Source organism: Sulfitobacter maritimus (assembly GCF_013346665.1).
Lineage (GTDB): Bacteria > Pseudomonadota > Alphaproteobacteria > Rhodobacterales > Rhodobacteraceae > Sulfitobacter > Sulfitobacter maritimus.
Window position 1 is genome coordinate 39,032 of sequence record NZ_JABVBB010000016.1, and the last position, 22,099, is coordinate 61,130.

The 22,099-nt window shown below is 56.3% G+C and carries 19 protein-coding genes and 2 pseudogenes; 13 read left to right on the forward strand and 8 right to left on the reverse strand.

Annotated features, from left to right (window positions below; genetic code table 11):
* Positions 1–69 precede the first annotated feature (69 nt).
* Genes HTT03_RS00250 through HTT03_RS00275 form a run of 6 tightly spaced genes read left to right on the forward strand, consistent with a single transcriptional unit; the run spans position 70 to position 5,353 of the window.
* Positions 70–1,071 carry a GntR family transcriptional regulator gene (locus HTT03_RS00250; RefSeq protein WP_246253306.1) on the forward strand — a complete coding sequence of 334 codons (1,002 nt, stop codon included), beginning with the start codon at positions 70–72 and terminating at the stop codon, positions 1,069–1,071.
* On the forward strand, positions 1,068–1,769 hold the full coding sequence (locus tag HTT03_RS00255) for a creatininase family protein (RefSeq protein WP_174857920.1): 702 nt from the start codon (positions 1,068–1,070) through the stop codon (positions 1,767–1,769). The genes HTT03_RS00250 and HTT03_RS00255 overlap by 4 nt, the downstream gene beginning before the upstream one ends.
* Positions 1,766–2,779 (forward strand): ketopantoate reductase family protein, encoded by a 1,014-nt coding sequence (locus HTT03_RS00260; RefSeq protein ID WP_174857921.1) that lies wholly within the window; start codon positions 1,766–1,768, stop codon positions 2,777–2,779. The genes HTT03_RS00255 and HTT03_RS00260 overlap by 4 nt, the downstream gene beginning before the upstream one ends.
* The gene (locus HTT03_RS00265) at positions 2,776–3,528 is read left to right on the forward strand and encodes an SDR family NAD(P)-dependent oxidoreductase (RefSeq protein WP_174857922.1); all 753 of its coding nucleotides are present in this window, start codon (positions 2,776–2,778) and stop codon (positions 3,526–3,528) included. Before HTT03_RS00260 ends, HTT03_RS00265 begins: the two co-directional genes overlap by 4 nt.
* A complete protein-coding gene (locus HTT03_RS00270; RefSeq protein WP_174857923.1) occupies positions 3,525–4,424 on the forward strand; it encodes a polysaccharide deacetylase family protein in 900 nt (299 codons plus the stop codon). Before HTT03_RS00265 ends, HTT03_RS00270 begins: the two co-directional genes overlap by 4 nt.
* Positions 4,421–5,353 (forward strand): isoaspartyl peptidase/L-asparaginase family protein, encoded by a 933-nt coding sequence (locus HTT03_RS00275; protein WP_174857924.1) that lies wholly within the window; start codon positions 4,421–4,423, stop codon positions 5,351–5,353. Before HTT03_RS00270 ends, HTT03_RS00275 begins: the two co-directional genes overlap by 4 nt.
* Before the next feature lie 104 nt (positions 5,354–5,457).
* Here the strand turns inward: HTT03_RS00275 and HTT03_RS00280 are convergent, their stop codons facing one another.
* Positions 5,458–7,050: an ABC transporter substrate-binding protein gene (locus HTT03_RS00280; RefSeq protein WP_174857925.1), complete on the reverse strand. Its 1,593-nt coding sequence runs from the start codon at positions 7,048–7,050 to the stop codon at positions 5,458–5,460.
* A 42-nt stretch (positions 7,051–7,092) separates the two neighbouring features.
* Positions 7,093–8,019 (reverse strand): serine hydrolase, encoded by a 927-nt coding sequence (locus HTT03_RS00285; RefSeq protein ID WP_174857926.1) that lies wholly within the window; start codon positions 8,017–8,019, stop codon positions 7,093–7,095.
* Between the two features lie 116 nt (positions 8,020–8,135).
* Between HTT03_RS00285 and HTT03_RS00290 the strand changes: the two genes are divergently transcribed.
* The gene (locus HTT03_RS00290; protein ID WP_174857927.1) at positions 8,136–9,014 is read left to right on the forward strand and encodes a LysR family transcriptional regulator; all 879 of its coding nucleotides are present in this window, start codon (positions 8,136–8,138) and stop codon (positions 9,012–9,014) included.
* Positions 9,015–9,287: 273 nt separating this feature from the next.
* Here HTT03_RS00290 and HTT03_RS18600 read toward each other — a convergent pair.
* The 4 genes and pseudogenes from HTT03_RS18600 to HTT03_RS00305 form a co-directional block, all read right to left on the reverse strand.
* Positions 9,288–9,474, reverse strand: a pseudogene (locus HTT03_RS18600) (ISNCY family transposase); the annotation flags it as partial.
* 14 nt (positions 9,475–9,488) lie between these two features.
* A pseudogene (locus tag HTT03_RS00295) lies at positions 9,489–9,767 on the reverse strand (helix-turn-helix domain-containing protein); the annotation flags it as partial.
* Between the two features lie 97 nt (positions 9,768–9,864).
* The gene (locus HTT03_RS00300; RefSeq protein ID WP_174857928.1) at positions 9,865–10,857 is read right to left on the reverse strand and encodes an IS30 family transposase; all 993 of its coding nucleotides are present in this window, start codon (positions 10,855–10,857) and stop codon (positions 9,865–9,867) included.
* A gap of 191 nt (positions 10,858–11,048) precedes the next feature.
* A complete protein-coding gene (locus HTT03_RS00305) occupies positions 11,049–11,351 on the reverse strand; it encodes a hypothetical protein (RefSeq protein ID WP_174857929.1) in 303 nt (100 codons plus the stop codon).
* 1,124 nt (positions 11,352–12,475) lie between these two features.
* On the opposite strand from HTT03_RS00305, the gene repA reads away from it, so the two are divergent.
* The 3 genes from repA to repC all read left to right on the forward strand — a co-directional run bounded on the left by repA (position 12,476) and on the right by repC (position 16,224).
* Entirely contained in the window at positions 12,476–13,678 is a 1,203-nt protein-coding gene (repA, locus tag HTT03_RS00310; RefSeq protein WP_174857930.1) for a plasmid partitioning protein RepA, read from the forward strand.
* A complete protein-coding gene (repB, locus tag HTT03_RS00315; protein ID WP_174857931.1) occupies positions 13,668–14,624 on the forward strand; it encodes a plasmid partitioning protein RepB in 957 nt (318 codons plus the stop codon). Before repA ends, repB begins: the two co-directional genes overlap by 11 nt.
* 289 nt (positions 14,625–14,913) lie before the next feature.
* Positions 14,914–16,224 carry a plasmid replication protein RepC gene (repC, locus tag HTT03_RS00320; protein ID WP_174857932.1) on the forward strand — a complete coding sequence of 437 codons (1,311 nt, stop codon included), beginning with the start codon at positions 14,914–14,916 and terminating at the stop codon, positions 16,222–16,224.
* Positions 16,225–17,208: 984 nt separating this feature from the next.
* Here repC and HTT03_RS00325 read toward each other — a convergent pair.
* Together HTT03_RS00325 and HTT03_RS00330 are read right to left on the reverse strand one after the other, a co-directional pair.
* Positions 17,209–17,547: a hypothetical protein gene (locus HTT03_RS00325; RefSeq protein ID WP_174857933.1), complete on the reverse strand. Its 339-nt coding sequence runs from the start codon at positions 17,545–17,547 to the stop codon at positions 17,209–17,211.
* A gap of 1,173 nt (positions 17,548–18,720) precedes the next feature.
* The gene (locus HTT03_RS00330) at positions 18,721–19,080 is read right to left on the reverse strand and encodes a plasmid mobilization protein (RefSeq protein WP_174857934.1); all 360 of its coding nucleotides are present in this window, start codon (positions 19,078–19,080) and stop codon (positions 18,721–18,723) included.
* A gap of 809 nt (positions 19,081–19,889) precedes the next feature.
* On the opposite strand from HTT03_RS00330, the gene HTT03_RS00335 reads away from it, so the two are divergent.
* The 3 genes from HTT03_RS00335 to HTT03_RS00345 all read left to right on the forward strand — a co-directional run.
* Positions 19,890–20,261 carry a response regulator gene (locus tag HTT03_RS00335; RefSeq protein ID WP_174857935.1) on the forward strand — a complete coding sequence of 124 codons (372 nt, stop codon included), beginning with the start codon at positions 19,890–19,892 and terminating at the stop codon, positions 20,259–20,261.
* Between the two features lie 182 nt (positions 20,262–20,443).
* Entirely contained in the window at positions 20,444–20,815 is a 372-nt protein-coding gene (locus HTT03_RS00340; protein ID WP_174857936.1) for a response regulator, read from the forward strand.
* A gap of 585 nt (positions 20,816–21,400) precedes the next feature.
* Positions 21,401–22,099, forward strand: a 699-nt coding sequence (locus tag HTT03_RS00345; RefSeq protein WP_174857937.1) for a hypothetical protein, incomplete at its 3' end; no start/stop codon positions are given.

Here is a 22,099-nt window from a genome sequence, read left to right on the forward strand (position 1 = left end):
CGCAAAACCTCTTAATATGACGTATATAATTATCTTGTCGAATGAACTGTTTTCGGTCACTGTAACACCATGATGCGAGAGCAAGATATTTTTGAACGGGCGATGGACCGCATTATCCAGGCGATGGACCGCAAGTCTTCAGTCTCGCTTTCGGTGCAATTGCGCGGCGCGCTGGAGTTTGGAATCGCCTCGGGTGAACTGCCCGCCGCCGCGCGGCTACCGTCGGTGCGCACGCTGGCCGCGCGGCTGAAGATCTCGCCCGTCACCGTCAGCAATGTCTATGCGGCACTACAAGCCTCAGGGCTGGTCGAAGGGCGGGTCGGTTCAGGCACCTTCGTCAGCGGAGGCGGTAGCCGCGCGACGGACGGGCGCTTTCGCCAACTTGATCAACAAATTGCCGAGTTGCTCACTCTTGCCAGGGCCTGTGGCGTCAACGCCTCGGAACTGGCGGTGCGCATATCGATGGCAAGCACCGCGCGGCCCCGTCCGATCCGCATTTTGATGGTCGGCAACTTTATCGATGCCACCCGCGCCTATGCGGACGAATTGCACGCCTATTTGCCCGAAGGCGATCAGATCGAAGCCGCTGTGCTGGAAGACATCGCCGCCGCTCCACCCAGCGACGTCGATCTGGTGATCGCGCCAAAAACCCTGCTCGCCAAAGCGCGAGAGATTCTGCCCGATGTGGAAGTCATCGGCCTTACGCTAATCCCAAATGAAGCAACCCGCGTAGCGCTCGCCTCCATTCCGCCCGACGCTATAACGCTGGCCTATTCTTATTTCCCAGGCTTCGTCACAATCATGAAAGCAGGCATTCTGCGGTTCGCGCCGCATGTGACACAGCTGACCATGAAGGTACGCGACGAAGAAGGCCTTTCCGCAGCCATGCGCAACGCAGACGTCGTTATCTATGCCACCGGGGCGGACTATCTGCGCGGTGCGCTGCGCGCGGAGCAAACTGCATTCGAATACCGCCACACCCCCGACATTCACGCCATTCGCACAGAAATCCTGCCTGCCATCGAACGATGCCGGGCCACCACCAAAGATACAAAGGCCGCCACAGAATGAAGATATCTGAAAGCAACTGGTTCGAGATCGAAGATTACCTGAAAACCGATGACCGCTGTGTGCTACCGCTCGGCAGCACCGAACAGCATGCATATCTCAGCCTTTCGGTCGATTCCATCTTATCCGAGAAAGTCGCGGCCGATGCTGCTGAACCGCTCGGCGTGCCGGTCTTTCCAGCGGTTGCATACGGCCTCACACCATATTTCATGGGGTTCCCTGGCTCGGTATCGCTGAAACTCAGCACCTATGCGGCGCTCCTGCGCGACATCCTCGACAGTCTTTATGCGACTGGTTTCCGTCGCGTGCTGATCGTAAACGGACACGGCGGCAACAGCCCGGTGCAGCCGGTTACAATGGAGTGGATGGAAGCTAACGAAGGCGCCCGCTGCCGCTTCCATGACTGGTGGCGCGCACCCGAAACGTGGAGCTGTGTGCAGGAGATCGATCCAATCGCAAGCCACGCTTCCTGGATGGAAAACTTTCCCTGGACCCGCCTACCGGGCCGTGAATTGCCGGATAAGCAAAAGCCTTTTGTTCCCTTCGACAAGCTCCGCGATCGGAATGCCGCGGGTGTGCGCGAGCTGATTGGTGATGGCAACTATGGCGGGGTCTATCAAAAGCCAGAGGCCGATACGGACCGTCTATGGGAGATCGCCGTGCGCGAGACCCGCGCGCAGTTGGAAGGAGATTGGGCATGAGCGACACACCCATTCTGATCTGGGGCGCCGGGGCCATCGGCGGCATTCTCGGCGCCTACTTCGCACGCGCTGGCCATGCTGTTCACATGGTCGATGTTGTCGACAAGCACGTCGAGGCCATGCGCACCACCGGTTTGCGTATCGAAGGTCCGGTGGAGGAGTTCTCTCAGGTCTTGCCAGCCAGCACACCGAGCGAACTGGCCGGACAATACGAGCGCATCTATCTCTGCGTGAAAGCGCATCACACCACCGCCGCGTTGGAAATGCTCGTCCCTCATCTAGCCCCCGGGGGTTACGTCGTCTCGGCACAGAACGGGCTAAATGAAAAAGTCATCGCGGCACGGATCGGCGCAGAAAACACGGTGGGCTGTTTCGTCAACTATGGGGCGGATTGGCTGGAGCCAGGGCGTATCCTCTTCGGCAATCGCGCGGCAGTGGCGGTGGGCGAGCTGGACGGCAGCATGACCGACCGCGTCGCCGAGGTTCACACGCTGTTAAAGTTGGTCGAGCCGGATGCCGTAGCAACCGATAATATTTGGGGCTATCTCTGGGGCAAAATGGGCTATGGCTCTCTGCTCTTCTGCACTGCTCTCACGCCGGACAGCATGTCCGACGCCATGGCCCGTCCTGAACATCGCGCCGCTTATAGGGCGCTCGGGCATGAGGTGATGACCCTCGCAGCACATGAAGGTGTCGCACCGCTGGGGTTCAACGGCTTCGATCCCGAAGCGTTCCTCGCGAATGATATTGCCGCGATCGAAGTGGCGATGGACAGGATGGTCGCGCATAACCGCAAAACGGCCAAAACCCATTCCGGCATCTGGCGCGATCTTGCTGTGCGCAAGCGCAAGACCGAGGTGGATGCGCAAATCGGCGTCATGGTCGATCTGGGCCGGACAGCGGGTATTTCCGTGCCGACCTTGGCTCGGATGGTTGATCTCATTCATGACATTGAGGACGGAAAGCGCGAACAATCCGCCGACCTCGTCAACCTATTGCTGCCCGCATGAAGATTGATCTGACAGGTAAGGTCTTTGTCGTCACCGGTGCTGCTCAGGGCATCGGTGCAGCGATCCTGACTGAGCTGCACGCCGCAGGTGCTACTGTGGCAGCGATGGACATCGACGCAGCCGGGCTCGCCCCGCTCGAGGCAGAAGGCGTCACGCTGCATCAGGGCGATTTGGGCGACCGGGCCCAAACTTTGGCCCTTTGTCGCGAGATCACTGAACACCATGGGCGCGTTGATGGGCTGATCACCTCTGCCGGCGGCGTTCGTGGTCAGGTAGGCCGCCCGCTCGAAGAAATTAGTGAAGCCGATTGGCACGCCATTTTTCAGGCCAACGTCGATGCTGCTATATGGTGCGCCCAAGGATTTGCCCCGGCGATGAAACAAGCGGGCAGTGGGCGGATTGTAACAATCTCTTCCGGCGCGGGTTTGCGGCCTAGCCTTACGGGTATCCAGGCCTATGCAGCTGCCAAACACGCGCTCGTCGGTCTCACCAAACAACTGGCGCTGGAACTGGGGCCGCAGGGGATCACCGTCAATTCCGTCGCTCCCGGCTTCGTTCTGTCGAACCCTTCGACTGAAAAGCAGTGGGACGCCTTTGGAACAGAGCGGCAAAAGCAGATCATTGGCGGCATCCATATGCGCCGATTGGGACGTGCGCAGGATATCGCGGACGCGGTCACATTCCTCTGTTCCGACCGTGCGGGTTGGATCACTGGACAAATTCTATCCGTCGATGGAGGTCACGTATGAGCGAGCCGCATGAATGGGACGAAGCGCATTGGCGCGGGCTGGTCGAACAAGTGCGCGCGGGGCAGAATCTTCTGCCCCAAACCTGGCCCGGCGGCGCGCGCTGTGCCGTGGCGCTGAGCTTTGACAGTGACCATGAAACTAATGAGTTGCGCGACGGCGGCGAAAGCATCGCCCGCCTCGGCTGGGGCGAATATGGCGCCCGTCGAGGCATTCCGCGCATTCGCAAGGTGCTTGACCAGCACGGGGTGAAGGCCAGTTTTTTTGTGCCCGCCGTCTCCGCTCTCCTACACCCCGAAGAGCAGCGTAGCCTCGCCGGCGAGGGACATGAGATCGGCCTGCACGGCTGGATTCACGAACGTAACACACAGGTCTCGGGCGCGGCAGAACGCGACTTGATGCTACGCTCTGCTGACACGCTGGAAAAGATCACCGGCGCCCGCCCTGTCGGCATGCGCACCCCGTCTTGGGATTACAGCCCCAGCACCCTGTCGATCGCCCGCGAGATGGGGCTCTTGTACGACAGTTCACTGTTCTCGGACGATGACCCCTATGAGATCATAGAAAAAGGCGAACCGACCGGGATCGTCGAACTGCCCGTCGAATGGATCCGCGATGATGCCGTCTATTTCATGATGAACCGTTTCGGCGCGCAGCGGCCCTATACGCCGCCTACTGATGTGCTCGACATCTTCCGCCGCGAATTCGACGGGGCCTACGACGAAGGCGCGCTGTTCTTGCTGACCATGCACCCGCATATCACCGGCTACCGCTCGCGCATCTTCATCCTCGACGAGCTGATCGACCACATCAAATCCAAAGGCGACTGCTGGATCGCCACTCATGCCGAAATCGCGGCCTATTGCGCCGAGCAGGCCGGACTGAAAGGACCAAAATGACCTATTCCCTTGCTATCCACGGCGGTGCCGGAACCATTTTGAAAGAGAACATGACGCCCGCGAAAGAGGCCGCCTATCACGCTGGCCTCGCCCGCGCGCTCGAAGCGGGCGAGGGAGTGCTGCGCAACGGGGGCAGTGCCTTGGACGCGGTGATCGCTTCGGTCTGCGCCTTGGAGGATGAGCCCTTGTTCAACGCAGGGCGCGGGGCAGTTTATACCTCTGAGGGCAAACAAGAGATGGACGCTGCCGTGATGGATGGCAAAGACCGTCGTGCGGGTTCCGTCGCTGGCGTATTCGGGCCGAAGAACCCGGTGAAACTGGCCCGCGCAGTGATGGATCAGACCGAGCATGTTACCCTTATCGGCCCCAATGCGCTTGAGGTCGCGCGGCAGGCAGAGCTCGAGTTTGGCGACCGGGACTATTTTTTCACCCAGTCCCGCTGGGACGCGCTTCAGGAGACGCTGGAGATGCGCGCACGTGGCGAGGTGTCTGACGACCCGGCGCGCCGCCATGGCACCGTTGGCGCGGTGGCGCGGGATGAGGACGGCAATATCGCCGCCGCCACCTCGACCGGAGGGATGACCGCCAAGGCGCCAGGCCGCGTGGGCGACACGCCGATGATCGGAGCGGGCACCTTTGCGGATAACGCAACCTGCGCGGTCTCTGGGACGGGGCACGGAGAGATATTCATCCGCTGGAACGCGGCCGGAGAAATCGCAGCGCGGATGCGACACGCGGGCGAAGACCTTGCCACTGCTGCCGATCATGTGGTGATGCAGGATCTCGCCGACAACGACGGTTCAGGTGGGATCATCGCGGTGGATGCGGCAGGTAATATTGCAATGCCGTTCAACTCCCAGGGAATGTATCGCGGGATGGTTTGCAAGGGCTCAAAGCCTAAGACAAGTATTTATGACAGCGTAGAATAATAACCAATCATTTGTGCTGATGATCATTCCCACGCGGCTTTGAAAGTCGCGTGGTATCTTGCCTTGTGGCGGGCGGCACCAAAATGCGGCACCGCCCAAGTTGCTTAATCCTGAATGTCGACGCCGTAGAAAATATGTGTGCCCATCGGATGGATCTTATATCCATCTACTTTCTGTGACATTGGCATGAAGTCTACCGAATGGGCAATATTCAACATGGGAGCCTGCTCTTTTGCAATGATCTGGGCCTCCTTATAAAGCCTTGTACGCTCTGCCTTATCGGAAGTTGTTTTGGCTTTTTGGATCAGCTCGTCGTAGGGCTCAAAGCACCAATTTGCAGCATTCGAGCCACCGACTGCATCGCAACCCAGCAAAACTGACAGAAAGTTATCCGGATCGCCATTATCGCCTATCCACCCAAGAAGAGCTGCGCCGTCCCGGTCTTTTGATTTTGACCGACTAAGATACTCCCCCCATTCGTAGGAAATGATTTCTGCGGTAACGCCAACCTTTTCAAAGTCAGACTGCATCATTTCAGCCATGCGCCGCGCATTCGGGTTATACGCACGCGAAACAGGCATAGCCCAGAGCTTCATTGTCAAATCTTCGACACCAGCAGCTTTCAAAAGCGCTTTGGCGGCTTCCGGATCATAAGGCTCGTCTGTAACGGCATCATTATAGGACCAGATCGTCGGCGGAAGCGGATTTTTCGCGATTTGGCCGGACCTTTGATAGACAACATCGACAATCGCGGCTTTGTCTACTGCCATGTTGAGCGCCTTGCGTACCCGCGGGTCGTCGAAGGGCTTCATCAATGTATTATAAGCGAGATATCCGACATTTAGGCCTTCCTGCGTCAGAACCTTTATCTCAGGATCATCCTGCATAGCCTGAATATCAGCAGGATTGGGATAAGGCATAATTTGACACTCACCTGCTTTCAATCGCTGATAGCGTACGGAAGCGTCGGGCGTGATGGCGAAGATCAGCGTGTCTAGCGGAGAGGCGCCTTCCCAATAATCTGGGTTGGCCTCGTACCGAATGACCGCATCTTTCTGATAGTTCACAAAAACAAACGGTCCCGTCCCGATCGGCGCCTGGTTCAGTTTCTCCGGCGTGCCGGCCGCGAGCATCTGGTCAGCATATTCTTTAGACTGGATCGACGCAAAATCCATTGCAAGGTTCGACATCATCGGTGCCTCGGGGCGATTGAGAACCAGCTTAACGGTATAATCGTCCACCTTAATGATATCGGCGATCCGTTCGCTCATCCCCATGGCTTCGAAGTAGCTCCAGTTGCTCTCAGCTACGCTATGATAGGGATGATCTGCTAGACGCTGACGGTTGAAACTGAAGAGAATATCATCCGCATTGAAATCACGGGTTGGCGTGAAGCTCGAATTGGAATGAAATTTCACTCCTTTGCGCAGGTGAAACGTATATTCCAGCTTGTCGTCAGACACTTCCCAGCTTTCCGCGAGGCCGGGCACAACATTAGTAGTGCCTGTTTCAAATTCCACAATACGGTTGAAAATGGTCCGAGATGAAGCATCGAAGGTCGTGATCGAGGTATATAGCGCCGGGTCGAACCCTTCAGGGGAAGCGTCCGAACAGAATACCAGCGATTTAGCGGCCAGCGGGGACGTCGCAAATGCGGCTATAAACGCGGCTGAGCTGAGATATCTTTTTAGTGGCATTGGGTCTCTCCTATTTTGTGAGGTGTAGAGCGCGGCGCTAACTCAGTGCGCATCGCTAGCATCGAGAAGGTTTGACAAGAGAATGCGCCCTATTTGGGGGAAGAGTTCGTTACCATATTCAGCCATCAGGGGACCCTGGGTCATCATAGATAGGATGATGGGCTTTGCATCTGGCACAGCAACGCGGATCAGATCATGCCGGAAATACGAAGTGCGCGGATCACCGGTCCAGCCCGTATGGCCTGCTTTGCTCCAAATTTTCGCGTCACTGGGCATCCCACCCCCCAAGAAATCTGCAACCTGGAATAATGGATTGTCAGCGTCTAAGCTTGTTCGATCCCGCAGTAATATCTGTTTTGCTTTTTTAGCGCTTGCTCGGCTTAAGGGAAGATTGCCCGCGAAAAGGTCAAAAAATAGTCGGGCCCCGACCAGCGGAGTTAGTCTGTTCAGGTTCTCTCCATTCGCGCCAGCCAACTGCGCTTCGCGTCCATAACGTGTGTCACCGCTCAGCTTCATTGCGATATTGCATCCATCCCATTCTGGCCAGCCTAACGCAGCGAAATAGCGGTTGAGGCCCTGTCGTTTCCTCCTATAAGCCTCTAATTCTGCTTGGCCTAACACCGTGTCACCAGTGGTACCCGTCAGAAAATCGATAACGTAGTTTGTGGCGGTATTAGAGGACCAGCGGATCATATCGATGATTGCTTGATCTAAATCGTCGGGGGCGCAAATCGTCCCCTCTTCTAGGCGGTGCAACGCATGCACAAGATGAAAAGCCTTTACCACGCTACACGGATAGCACTGCCAGCTCCCATTCAGTACATATCCTGCTGGTCGCTTTGTATCTTCGCGCAGAGCGACGAGCCCGAAGGTTTCTTTCGTCAGCCCGAATGCGCCGGGATGATCCAAAATTTGAGCAACAGCCTTGTCACAGGTGCCGCTCCATAAAGGGTCGAAAGTATAGAACATTTTGGCACCCATAGCGAGCATTCGATAAACCAGATCTTGGCTTGAACATCATATTAGACAGCGTAACCCTGTAAGGATAATAATAAATAGAGGGCTTCTTATTAATGGGCTGATATATGGAATTGCGCGAAATTCAACTTTTAGGAACGCTGATGCGCGTCGGTACAACGACCGAAACCGCGCACCTATTGCGTATCTCGCAGCCAGGTGTAAGCGCCCAACTTAAACGCCTCGAAGAAAGAGTAGGCGTCGTTTTGTTTCACCGAAACGGTAAACGGCTTACACCCACCAAAGAGGCTGAAGAAATTTACGCCCTCTCCAAGCCCATATTTGACGCTCATGCGAAAATACGCGGACGTCTACCAGCCCTACGAAACCAGCGAACGAAACCTCCTGTGTTATCTGTCACACCAGCTTTGGTAGACGGGTTTCTAGGGCCCATCTTAAGGCGCGCCGGCTACCGCGACTGGAGGAAATCGCTTAAACTGCTGATACATGCGCCGGAAGAAGATTTGCGAAATCAAGTTGCGGATATCGGCTTGCAGATGGCAGTCCCGCCAAAGGCAGAATTTAAAGCCCACATAGTAGGCAAGACCTCTCTCGTTGCAGTGATGCGGACCGATCACCCCCTCGCACGAGCGCGCGAACTTATGTGTAAGGAAATCGCGAAATTTTCTCTGGTCTGCTATGATCCCGACTGGTCTCCAATGGGAGCGCACATCCGCAGCGCTTTTCGCGTTTGCAATGTTGACTACGAACCTGCCTGCACCACGCCCTTCTGTGCTGACGTTTGTTCTTTGGTGCGTGATTGTGGTGGCATCGGCATCGTTGACGAGATGACCGCGCGGGGAGCCGCCGATCAAACCCTACATTGGCTTCCAATACGCGACATCACTGAAATCTATATCGTGGCATTCTATCGCCGTAATGAGGCATTTTCAGCCGGAGTGTATGACCTATTATCAGCGATCTTAGAAGAGCCGGGGCTTTGTTGAACCAAAGTATGATTGACCTCAAAACAGCGCAAGCAAAGCGGTAAAGCAGACGCCCATTCTGTAGAGGAGAACGACCTATGGAATACTATGGCGGTTTGGACGTGCCGCTGAAAGAGATTTCGATCTGCGTTGTAGACAGGGACGGCGAGACCGTAGCGCGCGGCCGGCTGGTTTCGTTCTGCCAGCGACCTGCATTGATGCCCGTAAGGCGCACATAAGATTGTCGGCATGGCTCAACAAGTCGGACCCTGCCAACACCGAAGGTCTGTTGTTGATTGGCAACCCGGAACACCGTGTGTTTGTCAGAATAGAACGCCACCGGACGAGCGTGTTGCCCCAAGTAAAGCTCCAGTGCTTCAAAGTAGCTGAATGTGCTCTCGGAATCGACAAACCGCAGCTGTATCGATGTGCTGATGGCATCGTCGATGAAAACGAACAGGGTGCAGGAAGGCCCGCGATCTGTTCGGGCGATCAGCCAGCTTTCAGGCGTCCTTCAATGGCAGCCTTGAGTTCAGGGAGAACGATCATTGTTCGATGGATGGCGCGGCGCTTCTCGTACATGCCTTGAGCGTTTAAGGCGTAGTAGCCGTTCAACTTGGGCAGTTCGTCGTCCGTGTACCGGTTCCGCTTGATGTCTTTGTAGATCGTGGAAGGGTCGCGATCCAAGCGATCCGCGATCGGCATTTCGGCTTCAAGCCATTTTGCAAGCTTGCGACGTTCGACCAGCTTCAGGTGACAGTAGTGGATTCCCATTCTTCATACTCCATGCAACGCTCTGTATTCGTACAGAATTTGCACTTCGTTCGTGAATTCACCCGTAGAATTTCAAGACCCGTTGCGACGCGTTCCTCTATCTCATTTTCATCAGTTCTTCTCTGAAGGCTTCCGTTGGCGTGCGCCAGCCCAGGCACTTTCTTGGCGTGCCGTTCAAGCGATCGCAAATCGATTTCATGTCTCGATTTGAGAGCGCGGCCACGGGTGCATCGCGTGGTAGATACCGCCGTGCGCGCTTATTCAGATTCTCGACTGCACCCTTTTGCCACGGAGCCTGCGGATCGCAGAACCACGCCTCGGTTCCGATACCGGGCTTCAGCTTGCGCCAGTCGCGGAATTCGATCCCTCGATCAAAGGTGATCGATTTTCGCGCCGACTGGGGCAGGGGTTCCATCACACTCATCAGCTTGTTCATCAGGTGCGTCGTACTGCGGTCGTTGTTGCGGAACAGAACGGCAAAGCGCGTTTTGCGTTCCACCAGAGAAGCAACATTGGTTTTACCCTGCGCTCTCTCAAAAATCATGAGGTCGCCTTCCCATTCACCAAATGTTTCGCGGGTTTTAACATAGTCAGGCCGCTGGTGAATCGACCGATCTGGTGGGAAAGCAAGGCCTCGAGGCGTTCGCCTGCGTCTTGGTTGCCGCTTCTTACGGCGATGCGGTAGATACCGCGCCAATTCTTCGGACTGGCCATCGGGTCCGTAAATGTAGGCATAGATTGTCTCGTGGCTGACACGAAGTTCCTGGCCGTCCAACTGAAGTCGACCCGCGATCTGTTCCGGAGACCAGCCAACTTTGAGCTGTTTGATCACGGCATCTCGCAATTCAATAAACCGTACCAGCTTGCGTCGACACGCGCGCCGGTCGACGGCGGACCTCTGTGCAGTCACACCGTAGTAACCGCTAAGATTGGGGAGCTCATTATCAATGTATCTGTTTCGCTTGATCTCGCGAAACACGGTCGAACGATGTCTCCCAATCTCAGCTGCAATCTTGTCCACTGACATCTTCGCGTTCAACATGTCTTCAATCGCGCGTCTTTCACGCAATCCTAACTCTGTGTGGGCCATGTCCGTTCTCCTTGCTTTCCAGCAAGATAGGGGATTTGTCGCAACCCAGTTTAGAATGTGCCCCGGCTAAAAGTCCTACACCGGTAATGTGAATTATGTGATAAATTCCACCCAAACCGCAATATCGCAGCACTCAACCCGGCTCCGGTGCAGGCTGTGCCTGCACCGACACATGCACAAGAAGCGCGCAACTAACCAAGCACCTCATAATGGGTCTCCTGTTCGTCCCCCTCCCCCCGCACAGAAGGATACCAAAACCGCTCTGCCGAGCCACAAGCCCGCTTCAGGTCGCGCGCACTCAATCCCTCACGCCGACACGTCCCGTCCCAGACCTCGTCAGCCACCCAAGCATCACGGGCCTGCCGCGTCTTGAAACGCAAAATCTCGCCCGGAAAACGATCGATGGCGCCGTCGCGTTCGAAAACGACATTGATCCCCCAATCGCAATACCGTGCATAATAGTGACGCTTCTTCTTGGACCGCTCTTCGCTCATAGGTGTCTCCTAAGCTGCCGGTGATCGCCCAGCTCATTTACGTTGTGCTCACAGACTATGCGGCAATCCGCGCGTTACAACCCTGGTCGAAAAGTTATCCACATGGCTAGCCGCAGACGAAATCGGCACTCTTTGCTCAGTAGTTCCGACGACAATATCTGAGGCCAAACCGCGTCAGACCGTAAGGGAGCGCCATTCTCCCATCACCTCGGATCGGCCACACATACAGGTCCGCTCATTCGAGGCGAGCAAAAAGCCACCGGACACCCTAAGACATAGCTCCCCCTCTCGACGTATTTCGCGGTGGTCGCAGCATTTCGGACCAGTTGCCAAGCTGAAACGACCGACGAAGGAACACCGCAGATGATGAAGCGGAGTAAGCGGTGGCCTGGGGTCACGTTGTAGGGTGTAATCAGGACTGGGAGAACTTGGCGTTCATCGCGGCAGCACCATGTAACCTGATCTTTTTCAGCCGGCTTGAGCGCCACAACAACGCAGGCATGAACTCGCAGTGAACCCGGCACGATGGTTTTGCCGGCCATAAACGTTGGCGCCCTCTGACGCTACCTCCATTCAAACCTTGTGCGGGCTATGAGCTGCTGGCGACTCACGCGGGCGCAACCTATTGCGGTGACAAAAATAATCTCGCCTAAGACGCGCTGATCCCGTCCCGAAGCTTATTAAGTGACTCTGGAAAGTAGAGCTCCAGACCCGCCATCTGCGCATCACTCAGCTAGACAAGATCACGTATATCACCGATCCGTTTTCAGAGGGTGAATCAGGTGGCTTCGCTCCAATCAATTGGTCCTGACCTTGGCCGCGTGAGGCCGGGTATGACTAGCACCTGACGACAGAAATCTACCGGTTTCGTCAGCTCCGATTCTTGAAGCCAATGCGGTTTTAGCCATAATTTTTAAGGCTTTCAGACTCCCGAGCAGAATATAACCGATTTCGGGGAGCTAATGCGCGGCCTCGAGATCATCTGCTAACGCTCCTAAATCATTTGAAAAATCATTATATTGCCTCAAGCCATTTAATCGCGTCACGCATTTCTTCTGGCGTTGTGGATAAAACGTGTTACACAGAGAGAAACCCGGATAACACGGATTTACGAGGCAGGACAAATGAATACGAGTGGATCAGCGTCCCTAGGCAGGCATGCGGGGCTTATCTCAAGCCAGCTTATACAGCATCGGGAGCGCTTACTCGAGCCGAACAAAGTAAAGGTCTTGCGCCCGTTTTCATTCAAAGAGGCTTGTCACTACATCGGCGTAAACGAAAATTCTCTGCGCCATACCCTGCGTACCAACCCGGATCTGCCCCAAGGAACGCTCCTGCGGGGAACGCGACGTTATTTCGAGGCGCCCGAGATTCATGCCATCAGGGACTTCCTAATTAAGAATGATCGGCTCGAGAGCAAAAATATTACTCGACGTAAAAATGGCGAACGTTCTCAGGTAGTTAGCATTGTTAATCTTAAGGGAGGCGCGGGAAAAACGTCCACCGCCGCCAGCGTCGCAAGTGCGCTGGCTTTGCGTGGCTATAGGGTGGCGGTCATTGACCTCGACGCTCAGGCCAGCACGACGCAATTCTGCGGGATCATACCAGAGCGCGAGCCGGACATGCTTACACTCTATGACGCGGTCCGCTACCCTGATGCTTCTGATACCGAAGGAACCCAGCGGGTCGATATTCGCGAGGTGATCCGGGAAACGCACATCCCCAATCTCAGCCTGATCCCCTCCAATATGCATATCATGGAGTTCGAGCATGAGACCGCAGTGAACGATCAGAAGAAATTTCCGTTCTTCGTCCGCGTAGAAGAGGCGCTCGCGCCTATCCGCGATGACTTTGACGTGTTCTTGGTCGACTGCCCGCCACAGATGAGCTTTGCGGTTATCGCCTCTCTTTTTGCCAGCTCCGGGCTTCTTGTTCCCGTCACGGCCTCCTTCATCGATGTCATGAGCCTCGGTACATTCCTCGGGATGGCAGGTGAGATGATGTCGGTTTTGGAAGGGCGTCAGGGTGCTCGACCCTACGACTGGATCAAATACCTGATCACGAGATACAACCCCACCGACCAGCCGCAGATTCAGGTCGCTAGCTATCTGAGGTCGATCCTCGAAGATGCAGTTATGGCCAGCGAGTTCTATTTGTCGGCAGCGATCGCGGACGCGGCGAATAGCGCGGAGACTATTGCAGAAGTCGATCCGTCTAGCTTCAATCGCCAGACCTATCAGCGTGCTTGGGATTCCGTGACAAGGGTTGTTGCGGAGTTTGAAGGTCTTATCCATCAATCGTGGGGGAGAGATACCAATGGCGCGTAAAGGAATTTTCTCAGCAAGTCTTGAGCGGACTTTGTCCGGTGGAGAGGATAAGCATGAAGCCCCCTCCCCTGCCCCAAGTTCTCCCGCTGCAGCGCCTAAGTCTGGCAGCCCGACAGTTCGACGCTTCCGCGAAACATATGACGACCTGCGGAACCAGACAATTCAAGAAATCGATGTCGATCTCATCGGTCAGAGTAAGTATCAGGACCGCTTTGATGTCTCTGCGGAGATCGACACGCTTGTCGAATCCATTCGCGAGTCTGGTCAACAAGTCCCCGTATTGCTCAGGGCTGCGGCGTCTGGTTCCGGCTTCGAGTACGAGCCGGTCTATGGTCGGCGTCGGATCGCGGCCTGTCGGATTCTCGGCATTCCGGTCAAAGCCTATATCGGCGAGCTGGACGATAACGCTTTGGTCGTGGCCCAAGGTCTGGAAAACGCAGAACGTCTGGAGAATAGCTACATCGAGAAATCTGCCTTCATCACTCAACTCCTCGATAGCGGCATGAAGACCGGGATGATTGAACGCGCCCTGAACATTCCAAAAGGTGAAGTAAGTCGAATGGCAAAGGTCATTCGAGAGATCCCAAGCGAGCTTATCGATGCAATCGGCCCGGCTCATGGGATCGGTCGGAGGCCATGGGGTGAGCTGGCAAAGATCACCGCAGATGTTGAGATCTGCCAGGTCAAGAGAGCGGTAGAAGCCTTGCCTGAGGAGCTCGATAGCCCCGGCCGGTTCAACACGGTCCTTCAGGGTTTAAAGCGCGGCTCTGAGCTGGCGCCAAGCAAGCCTAAGAAGCTCTCGGTTGCAAAAGGTCAAGTTGAGCTGTCGCCCAGTACCCGGGGGATCAGCATCAAGGTAAAGGATAAGTCCGACGCCGCCTTTATTAAGTGGCTCCAGCATGAAGCGGAAAAATTGTATTGGCAATGGAAATCAGGGAATGAATGACGTAACCCATTGTTTTTTATCGCTACCTCGAGGCGCGGGGCAAAAGNAGATGTACCGCGGTACATCTTTTGCCCCGCGCCCTATAACGCGCCTCTAGGAGCGCGAAATACGAACCCAATTAAAGCCGCAACAAGATAAGAAAGGAGGCAGACGCAGCGCAAAAAGAAACCCCCCGAAACCGTAGTCTCGAAGGGCCCCAAGTGATTTAAGCACCTCTTGGATACCCTGCGAGAGAACCGATTGCAACATCGTTTTCGGTGAATGGTATCTCTTTGCCGTCTGAAAATTTATGAAACAGGCAAAAACCACGGCATTTCAGGCCGGGGAACGGAGGAGCTATGCCCCTACCCTTTCCGGAACTGTGCCTTCAGTCACACGCCGCGATCTTCTGGTAGCCGTAAAGAACAGTAGCCAGAGCTATGGCCTGACCCCAAGCTCAATCCTCGTTCTGGAAACGCTTTTGAGCTTCCTCCCATGTCGGGACCGAAAAACGGGCATTGAAACGCCTCTTAGCCCGGACGCTTTGTTGGTGGTCTACCCATCGAACAAATCAATCTGCGAGCGTGCTAACCGCATGAGTGATCGGGTGCTCCGCCGTCACATCGCCAAGCTCTGCGAAATCGGCTTCATCACACGTAAGGACAGTGCCACCGGGAAGCGTTTCCCTCTCCGGGTTGGCGGGGTTGTTCGTGATGCCTTTGGCTTCGATCTCTCCCCCCTCCTTCGTATCTACCCCGAGCTGGTGGCCGAAGCGGCAAGGCTAGATATTGAGGCCGAAGAGCTTCGCTCAATGCGTTCCGAGGCGCTGGCAATTCGCGCCAGCCTTCTTCGCGCTCCTGAGCAGTTGACCGAGGTACAAATCCACTACCTCGCTGAGGTCAAAAAGATCCTTCGCAGGAGCTCGTTGCAATCCGCGGAGGTCGCTGCTCACATTCGTGAGATGCGTGCTTTGAAGTCAGACGCTCAAACTCTCCTCTCCGCGTCGGAAGATACAATTCAGACATCTCAGCGGCACCACTACGCCCCCTACCCTGCCCCGGCTACCGCTGACCAGCCACAGCGCACCGAGACCAAAGAGATCGCCCTGCAGGAAGCTGTGCACGGTACAAACTGTGCCGGAGACGACCGGAACCCTGAGATTGATGCACCCCGGTCGGCACATTTCTCGAGCCAGAAAGTCAAAACTCAGCGCGTAACCCGCCCCCAGGGTCGCCTTACGGATACGCGGAAAGAGTCCGGCGGAAACGGTCAGAATGTCCGCCAAGTAGATTCCTTAAAAATAGATCCTACTAAGAATGCGCCCGAGGAATATACACGGCTTGTTGAAGCATGGCAGTGTTGTCCCAATATCGCGAGCCTCTACCCAGATGCTATCCAATCACCCTCTCATTTGCGGGAAGCGGTTTTTCTATTTGGATCTTTTTTGAGTTTGAATAGTGAAGCCTTGGCGAAAGGTGTCGCCTCAATCGGATGGCCGAACATGCTCAGAGCTTTGGAATACTTGGCCGAGAATGCGATTCGTATCAAATCACCCGCAGCTTATTTCAGCTCGATGATCGCTGGGTTCATCGAAGGCGCGCCTGTTGCGGGCACTCGATGAGCCAGAGTGGCTTTCCCTAAATCAGGGTTTGCCGCGGTACAGATGGCTCAGAAATTTATATTTAGTCTTGCTTTCCAAGGCTCCTGGCCAGACGCGCGCGCGACGCTTTTCCGGCCGAATGTAGATAGGAACACGGTTTTCTGGCTACCCCGGATCAAGGGTCTTCGCTAGAACCTGTACCGCGGTACAGGTAGCTCCAAGTTGTGAGGTCACAGTGGGCTTCATCGCCCCAAACCTAACTGAACTCTGCCACCGCTATCTAGTCAGGCGTGACCGAAGGTATAAATGCATTGATCAGGCCCGAGCTCAATTCCCGTGTAGCAATCTGTACCGTGGTACAAGCTCCAATGGGTTCATAACCGGAATTATCAATCACTCGTTACAATGAATGAGCCAACATTTTCCGACTCGCCGCCCTCGCTTGATTAGGCTCCTGCGAGCGCGCGCGTGCTTGATCGCAATCAGGAGCAGGTCATCAATCAGGCTTCGTGCGGCATGAGGATGAGCCCCGGGGAGACGGCGACGTCCATCGCGCTGGACAGGCCTCAGGCACACAGGGATCACAGGCTTGGACCGTTAGATAGTCACTTGCAGTGATAGGGACATCGATACTTGGGCAAATGCTATCAGGGGTGCGGCCTCAAACCGTCACAGGTTTAACTGTGATCCGAAACACGTTTGTTTTCTACCCTTTCGCCGTTAGCGATCGCTCACCATAACTGCCCCGCGAACTTCTACCGTGACCCGACCCGTTGAGGCGTCAGTCTGGCCCCGGCGTGGGGCTTTGTCCCTCGGGTTTTAGTCCTTTCGTTATGACCTTCCTTGCATTGCCATCCCACGCTTCATCTGGTGGTTCTGTGGTGATCCGTAGTACCGCGGTTTTATCTTCTTGCCGGATGACAATTGCTTCGCCTGCGCCGGTTCTTTGGAGCGTGACGGTACAGGGAGAATCGGTAACTTTTCTCAAGAGTGTTCGGAGATGGATTAGCCAGTCTGCACGTGACCATCTGGCGGCATCCCGAGAAGGTCTGCGAGATTTTGGAGCTGCGCCTGCATTTGGGACTGTTCCTCGATCATTTCGACGAGACCTTCGAGTGTTTGGATGTGCAAGCGCTGCAGATCCTGCAACGTGGGGTGCGTAGGGCTGCGCTGCGCGATATCGCGCATGGCCAGGGCCGCGGTGTTCAGGTTCTTGTCGATCCTCGTAAGCTGCTCCACGAACTGGTCGAGCCTGTCCGTTATCGGGGGCGCGGCCTCGCGCGCCAGAAGCGCTTCCAGCAGATCGATCAGTTGGATCAGCCGAGCTTCGGTGGTTTGTGTCATAGATGGTCTCCAGAATTTGGGCCGTTCGGTAGAACCCCGTGAGGTCGAGGCGGCGGAAGGCGCGGTGCAAGAGGGCCGCGTTGAGCGCGGCGGTTAGCTTCTGACCAAGACCTGCCAGAAGAGAGATCAACTGGGTCTTGAGGCCGCCCATGGGGTGGGGGCGTGCGAGGGTTTCTTGGGGCTTAGCGGGCGGCAAGCCAGACATGGGATAAATCAACCCTAAGTTGTTTTTTGCCCGACGTTCCAACGCGTTCTGCAGGCGCTGAGGCGCGCGCTTGATCGCGATCCAGCGGGCAAGCTGGGCGTCGTAAGGATCGATGGCATCTTCCGCGCCGTCGCCGAGAGCGGCGCCCTTGAGCGTGATGCGTGGGCCTGGCTCTTGCAGGGGTCCACAGGTAATGCTCGTGGTGCTTTCGCTGGTGACCCCCCAGCGGTAGGGGGCGAGACCTTGGTGGACCTTTTGCCGGAGTGCGTCGCGGTCCGTCGTGTCCTGTTGCAGGGCTCGGCGCGCGAGAGCCCATGCGCGGAACCTGGGGTCCATGGGATCGACGCCGAGCTTCGCCCCTTTGGCTGCGCGGCGCATCATTTCTGCGACCTCTTTGGCCATCCAGGAGGGTGGGGTGATGGCACGCCGTCTCTTTGGATCGCGCGGGTCAAACCAACCATAATGATCATTGATGAGATCGGTATAGGCGTCCCAATCCGCACGACTTGAGATCATGGGGGGACGAGGGTTCCAACTGCGCAATGGCGCGCCGGGAAATCCCACCGCGCGGGGCATCAGAATGTTGACCTCGAGCCTGCCGAGATGAGTATGGGTTCCGACCAAGATCGGTGGGCGGGCATCTTCGGGAATGCCGGCGCAGGCGAGTTCCAGAAACAGCCGAACCGTGCCGTCGATGGCCTGACGCAGAGTGGGCTCGCGGTTGTTGAAACGCGCCACGTCGAGCTCATCTTCGGCCCAGCTGAGGGTGGCGCAGCGGTACCGACATCGAAAGGGCAGGCTGTCGATCATCAACCCCACGAGGGCGGGATCTCCGAGTAGCACTTCGGGGGCAGGGTGCCGTCGTGTCACGCAGGTCTGCCGTTGTGCGGTCTTTGTGACCTCCGTCTCCAGCAGATAGCGGATCACCTGCGTGGCAGGACCGGTCTGATGTTTGGACCAAAGCAGGATCATCCGACGGGCGCCCCGGAGGGAGCATCTTTGTCGATGAGTGCCGTGACTTGACACAGCTGATCTTCGATCCTTGCCAGCTGTGCCAATGCGCCAAAAGCGCAGAGGGCAGGGGGGCTGCTGGCCTGCAGATCGGCCAGTTGCATGAGGGCGGCATGTGATGCGGTCAAGAGGCGAATGGCCTCTACGGTCTCCGGACGGGGTCGGGACGCCGCGCGGCGCAGGCAGGTATCGACCGCAAAGGCTGAGATCGATTTGCCGGCACGGTCTGCTGCCGCGCGCATACGGGCCCATTCATCAGGGGTGGCGTGGATGCGCCGAGGCGCGGTCTTGTCATCTCTCGTGGTCCTGTGGCCCATTGATCCTGTCCTCCTGTCGCGGGCCCGTCCCGGGGGCCTCGCTCTTCTGCCGAGGCCCGCGCCTCTCACCTTTAGAATAATCAGGGGGAAGGGGGGGCCTTGGAAACCCTTCTGGACGAAGGGCCGCGGGCTTGGGGCCTTCTCGAAGCAAATAGAGAGTGGGGGATGCGGCCAATGACACAAGGGTCTGCGGGGCTTTGCAGGGGCCTGAGGGCCCAACTTGCAGCAATCCAGAAACTCTGTCCGGGGAAGGGGGGCGGGACCTGCCTCGCGAAAGATCGCATAAAGATTTACGCGTATTCTGCGCGTCCTGATGTCCGAGGCAGCGTGAGGGGGCGCGCTGGATTTTGGCGGCTGCCCGGCGGGGCTGGAGATGGTTTGGAAACCGAGACGGGCCTTCTGGCACATGAGTTGCGCCAGAAGGTGGCGGTGATATCAAGAAACCGTCCACGACTTTCTTGTGATGTCCCAAGGGTGTTTTGGTGGGCTTGAGATACGGGGGCAGGGGAGGGTCTCCTCTGATCGCGCGTGAGGGATTGGTATCGCCCTGCTGGCCGAATTGATATCAAGAAATCATATGATCCAAGTCCGGGCCCGATTACGGTGATGACGGCCCCCTGCGCAAACCTGTCTTGGCGCGCGCCGACCGCCCGGAGGGCGTTCGATGCCCGGGGGCTTCCATCGTTGGGGCTTTGCGCGAGAACTGTTTGGTACATCGTGAGATTCTACTGATCCGCTTTGGTGCTGGAGGCCATTGGTTCGTGCCTTATGTAGCGGCAGTAGGCCCTGGATATTTTTGAAAGAACATTATGATCAAGTTGCTGTTGGTGGATGACGAGCCCGACATTCTGGAAGTTGCCGAGCTTGCCCTGACGATGAGTGGGGAGTTCGATATTATCGCCTGCGCCTCAGGCGCCGAAGCGATCGACCGTGCGCGAGATCTCCTCCCGGAGGTGGTGCTGCTGGACTATAGAATGCCCCAGATGCGCGGGACCGAGGTGCTGGATAGGCTGCGCAAGATCAAAGGCCTGGAACAGGTGCCTGCCATCTTCTTGACGGCTCAGGTCGATGAGGCTTCCAAGTTGGCGTTGCAGGGTTTGGGGGCGAACGGGGTAATCGACAAACCATTCGACCCTATGACCTTGGCGGCACAGGTCAAAGCGTTCCTGAAGAGGGCATAGGTGGGGTTTTGGGAGGATAGAAGACGGGTGGCTTGGCGCCTTGGCGCGCCGTGCTTCTCGGCCGCTGTTTGTGCCTTGAGATCTTAGGTATTCGGTTGTTCTGTGGCAAATATGCACTTTCTACTTCAGGTTGCCGAGCATAGGGTGGCAGGAATGATGAAACGAACGCCCCGGATGGCTCCATGATCAAACTGCTACATGTCGATGATGAGGCCGACATCCTGGAGATCGCCCGGATGGCGCTCGAGATTTCCGGGGGGGTCGAAGTGGTGAGTTGTCTCTCTGGCGAGAGGGCTCTTGTGGCCGCAAAGCAGGGCGCTCCAGATGTCTTCTTGCTGGATGTCATGATGCCCGGCATGACCGGGCCCCAAACATTGGCGGCTTTGCGAGAGGTGCCGGGATTGGCAGATGTTCCTGCGATCTTTCTGACGGCGTCTCAGCATGACGGCAAGGAGACCGAGCTGCTGGCGGCAGGAGCCATAGCGGTTCTCAAAAAGCCGTTCGATCCTTTGACGCTAGGCGATGAGATCAAAAAGGCGTTGAACGGCAACTAAGATCATCCAATGTGAGGCCTGAGGGAACGGGGTACGTGCTGATCCGGGGCATCGTTCGATGGTTTTATCCAGGGTATCCTAACTCCAGAGGGGACGTGATATCAAGAAATCACACCCTCGTTGTATTGCCCGCCTTGCGAGCGCCCTTGCCTTTGCCGCCCTTCGGCTTTGCGCGCGCTCTCCAGCGAATGGCTGCATAAAGTATGGGGGATCACGCGCATTCATTGGCGGGCCGGCTGATGAGACTTTAAGCAACTTCATAAATTCACCCGGAAGAAAATTCAGCAAATTCCTTGCCCCAGCCTTGTAGGCGGTATTTTGGCGCATAACCTCTTAATGACCAAGGAGGGGCGCATCCTCTTCCCGGCGCTGTACACCGCGCAAGCACACAGGTGCAGGCTGGCAAGGTTATCGTGAACTTTATACGCCGAAGCGGTGTCGTCAGACATTGAAGAGCTTCGAACGCTTCTCCGGGTATGCGGCCATAACGAGAAGAGATCTTTGAGAGCCAAGCATTTATCGCGCGGCTTTTGTCTTTTCATTATGCCCTTCTGAGAAAGGGCAGCATATCCAGGAGATCGTCTTATGGACACCACTCTTACGTTGTCGCGCAATTTTGATTGCAAGGTTTCTACCGCAGCCCATGACAGGATCATGAATCTTACGGGTCTGTCGGCCAAGGGCGCCTATCATGATGAATATTTCCCGTACTACAGCCCCCCTGAAACGGGGGATACCCGCCTTTTGGGGCTGCTGGATACCTGCGTGTGGGCGGTCGGTCAGCATATGCCTAAGCTTACCGAGGAGCAGTGGCTGACGCTGTTTGTGATGGTGTGTCGTAAGGGTTCTCTCAACCCTCGTTATGTCTCGGGCATGATGCAGGCCGCAGTGGCAACATTTCAGTATGACGGTGATTTCTCGCGGGAGGATATTGATGCCTTCGCCGAGCTTCAGCCGATCAACTGGTTGGCAATCGCTCTGGTGGCAAACCGCTTTCACGGGGAGGGCTGGTTTCACACGGATGATCTGCGCCATACCATTTCTGAGTATACGGGTGAGCCTCGTGAATGCGTATTTCTTGATGATCCTTCGGTTGAGGACTGCTGGACGCTGGCCTCCATCCAGTCGGTGAAGGGCATGTATGTTGCCCATTGGGTATATGTTGACGGTACGAAGGCTACTCTGACGCTTGACGCCTCTTTCACGCTCGCTGGTTTTGAGTGCGAAACGGACCGGCATCTGGCTCCGGCTGACAAGACCATGTCTTGCTTCTTGTTCAAGCCT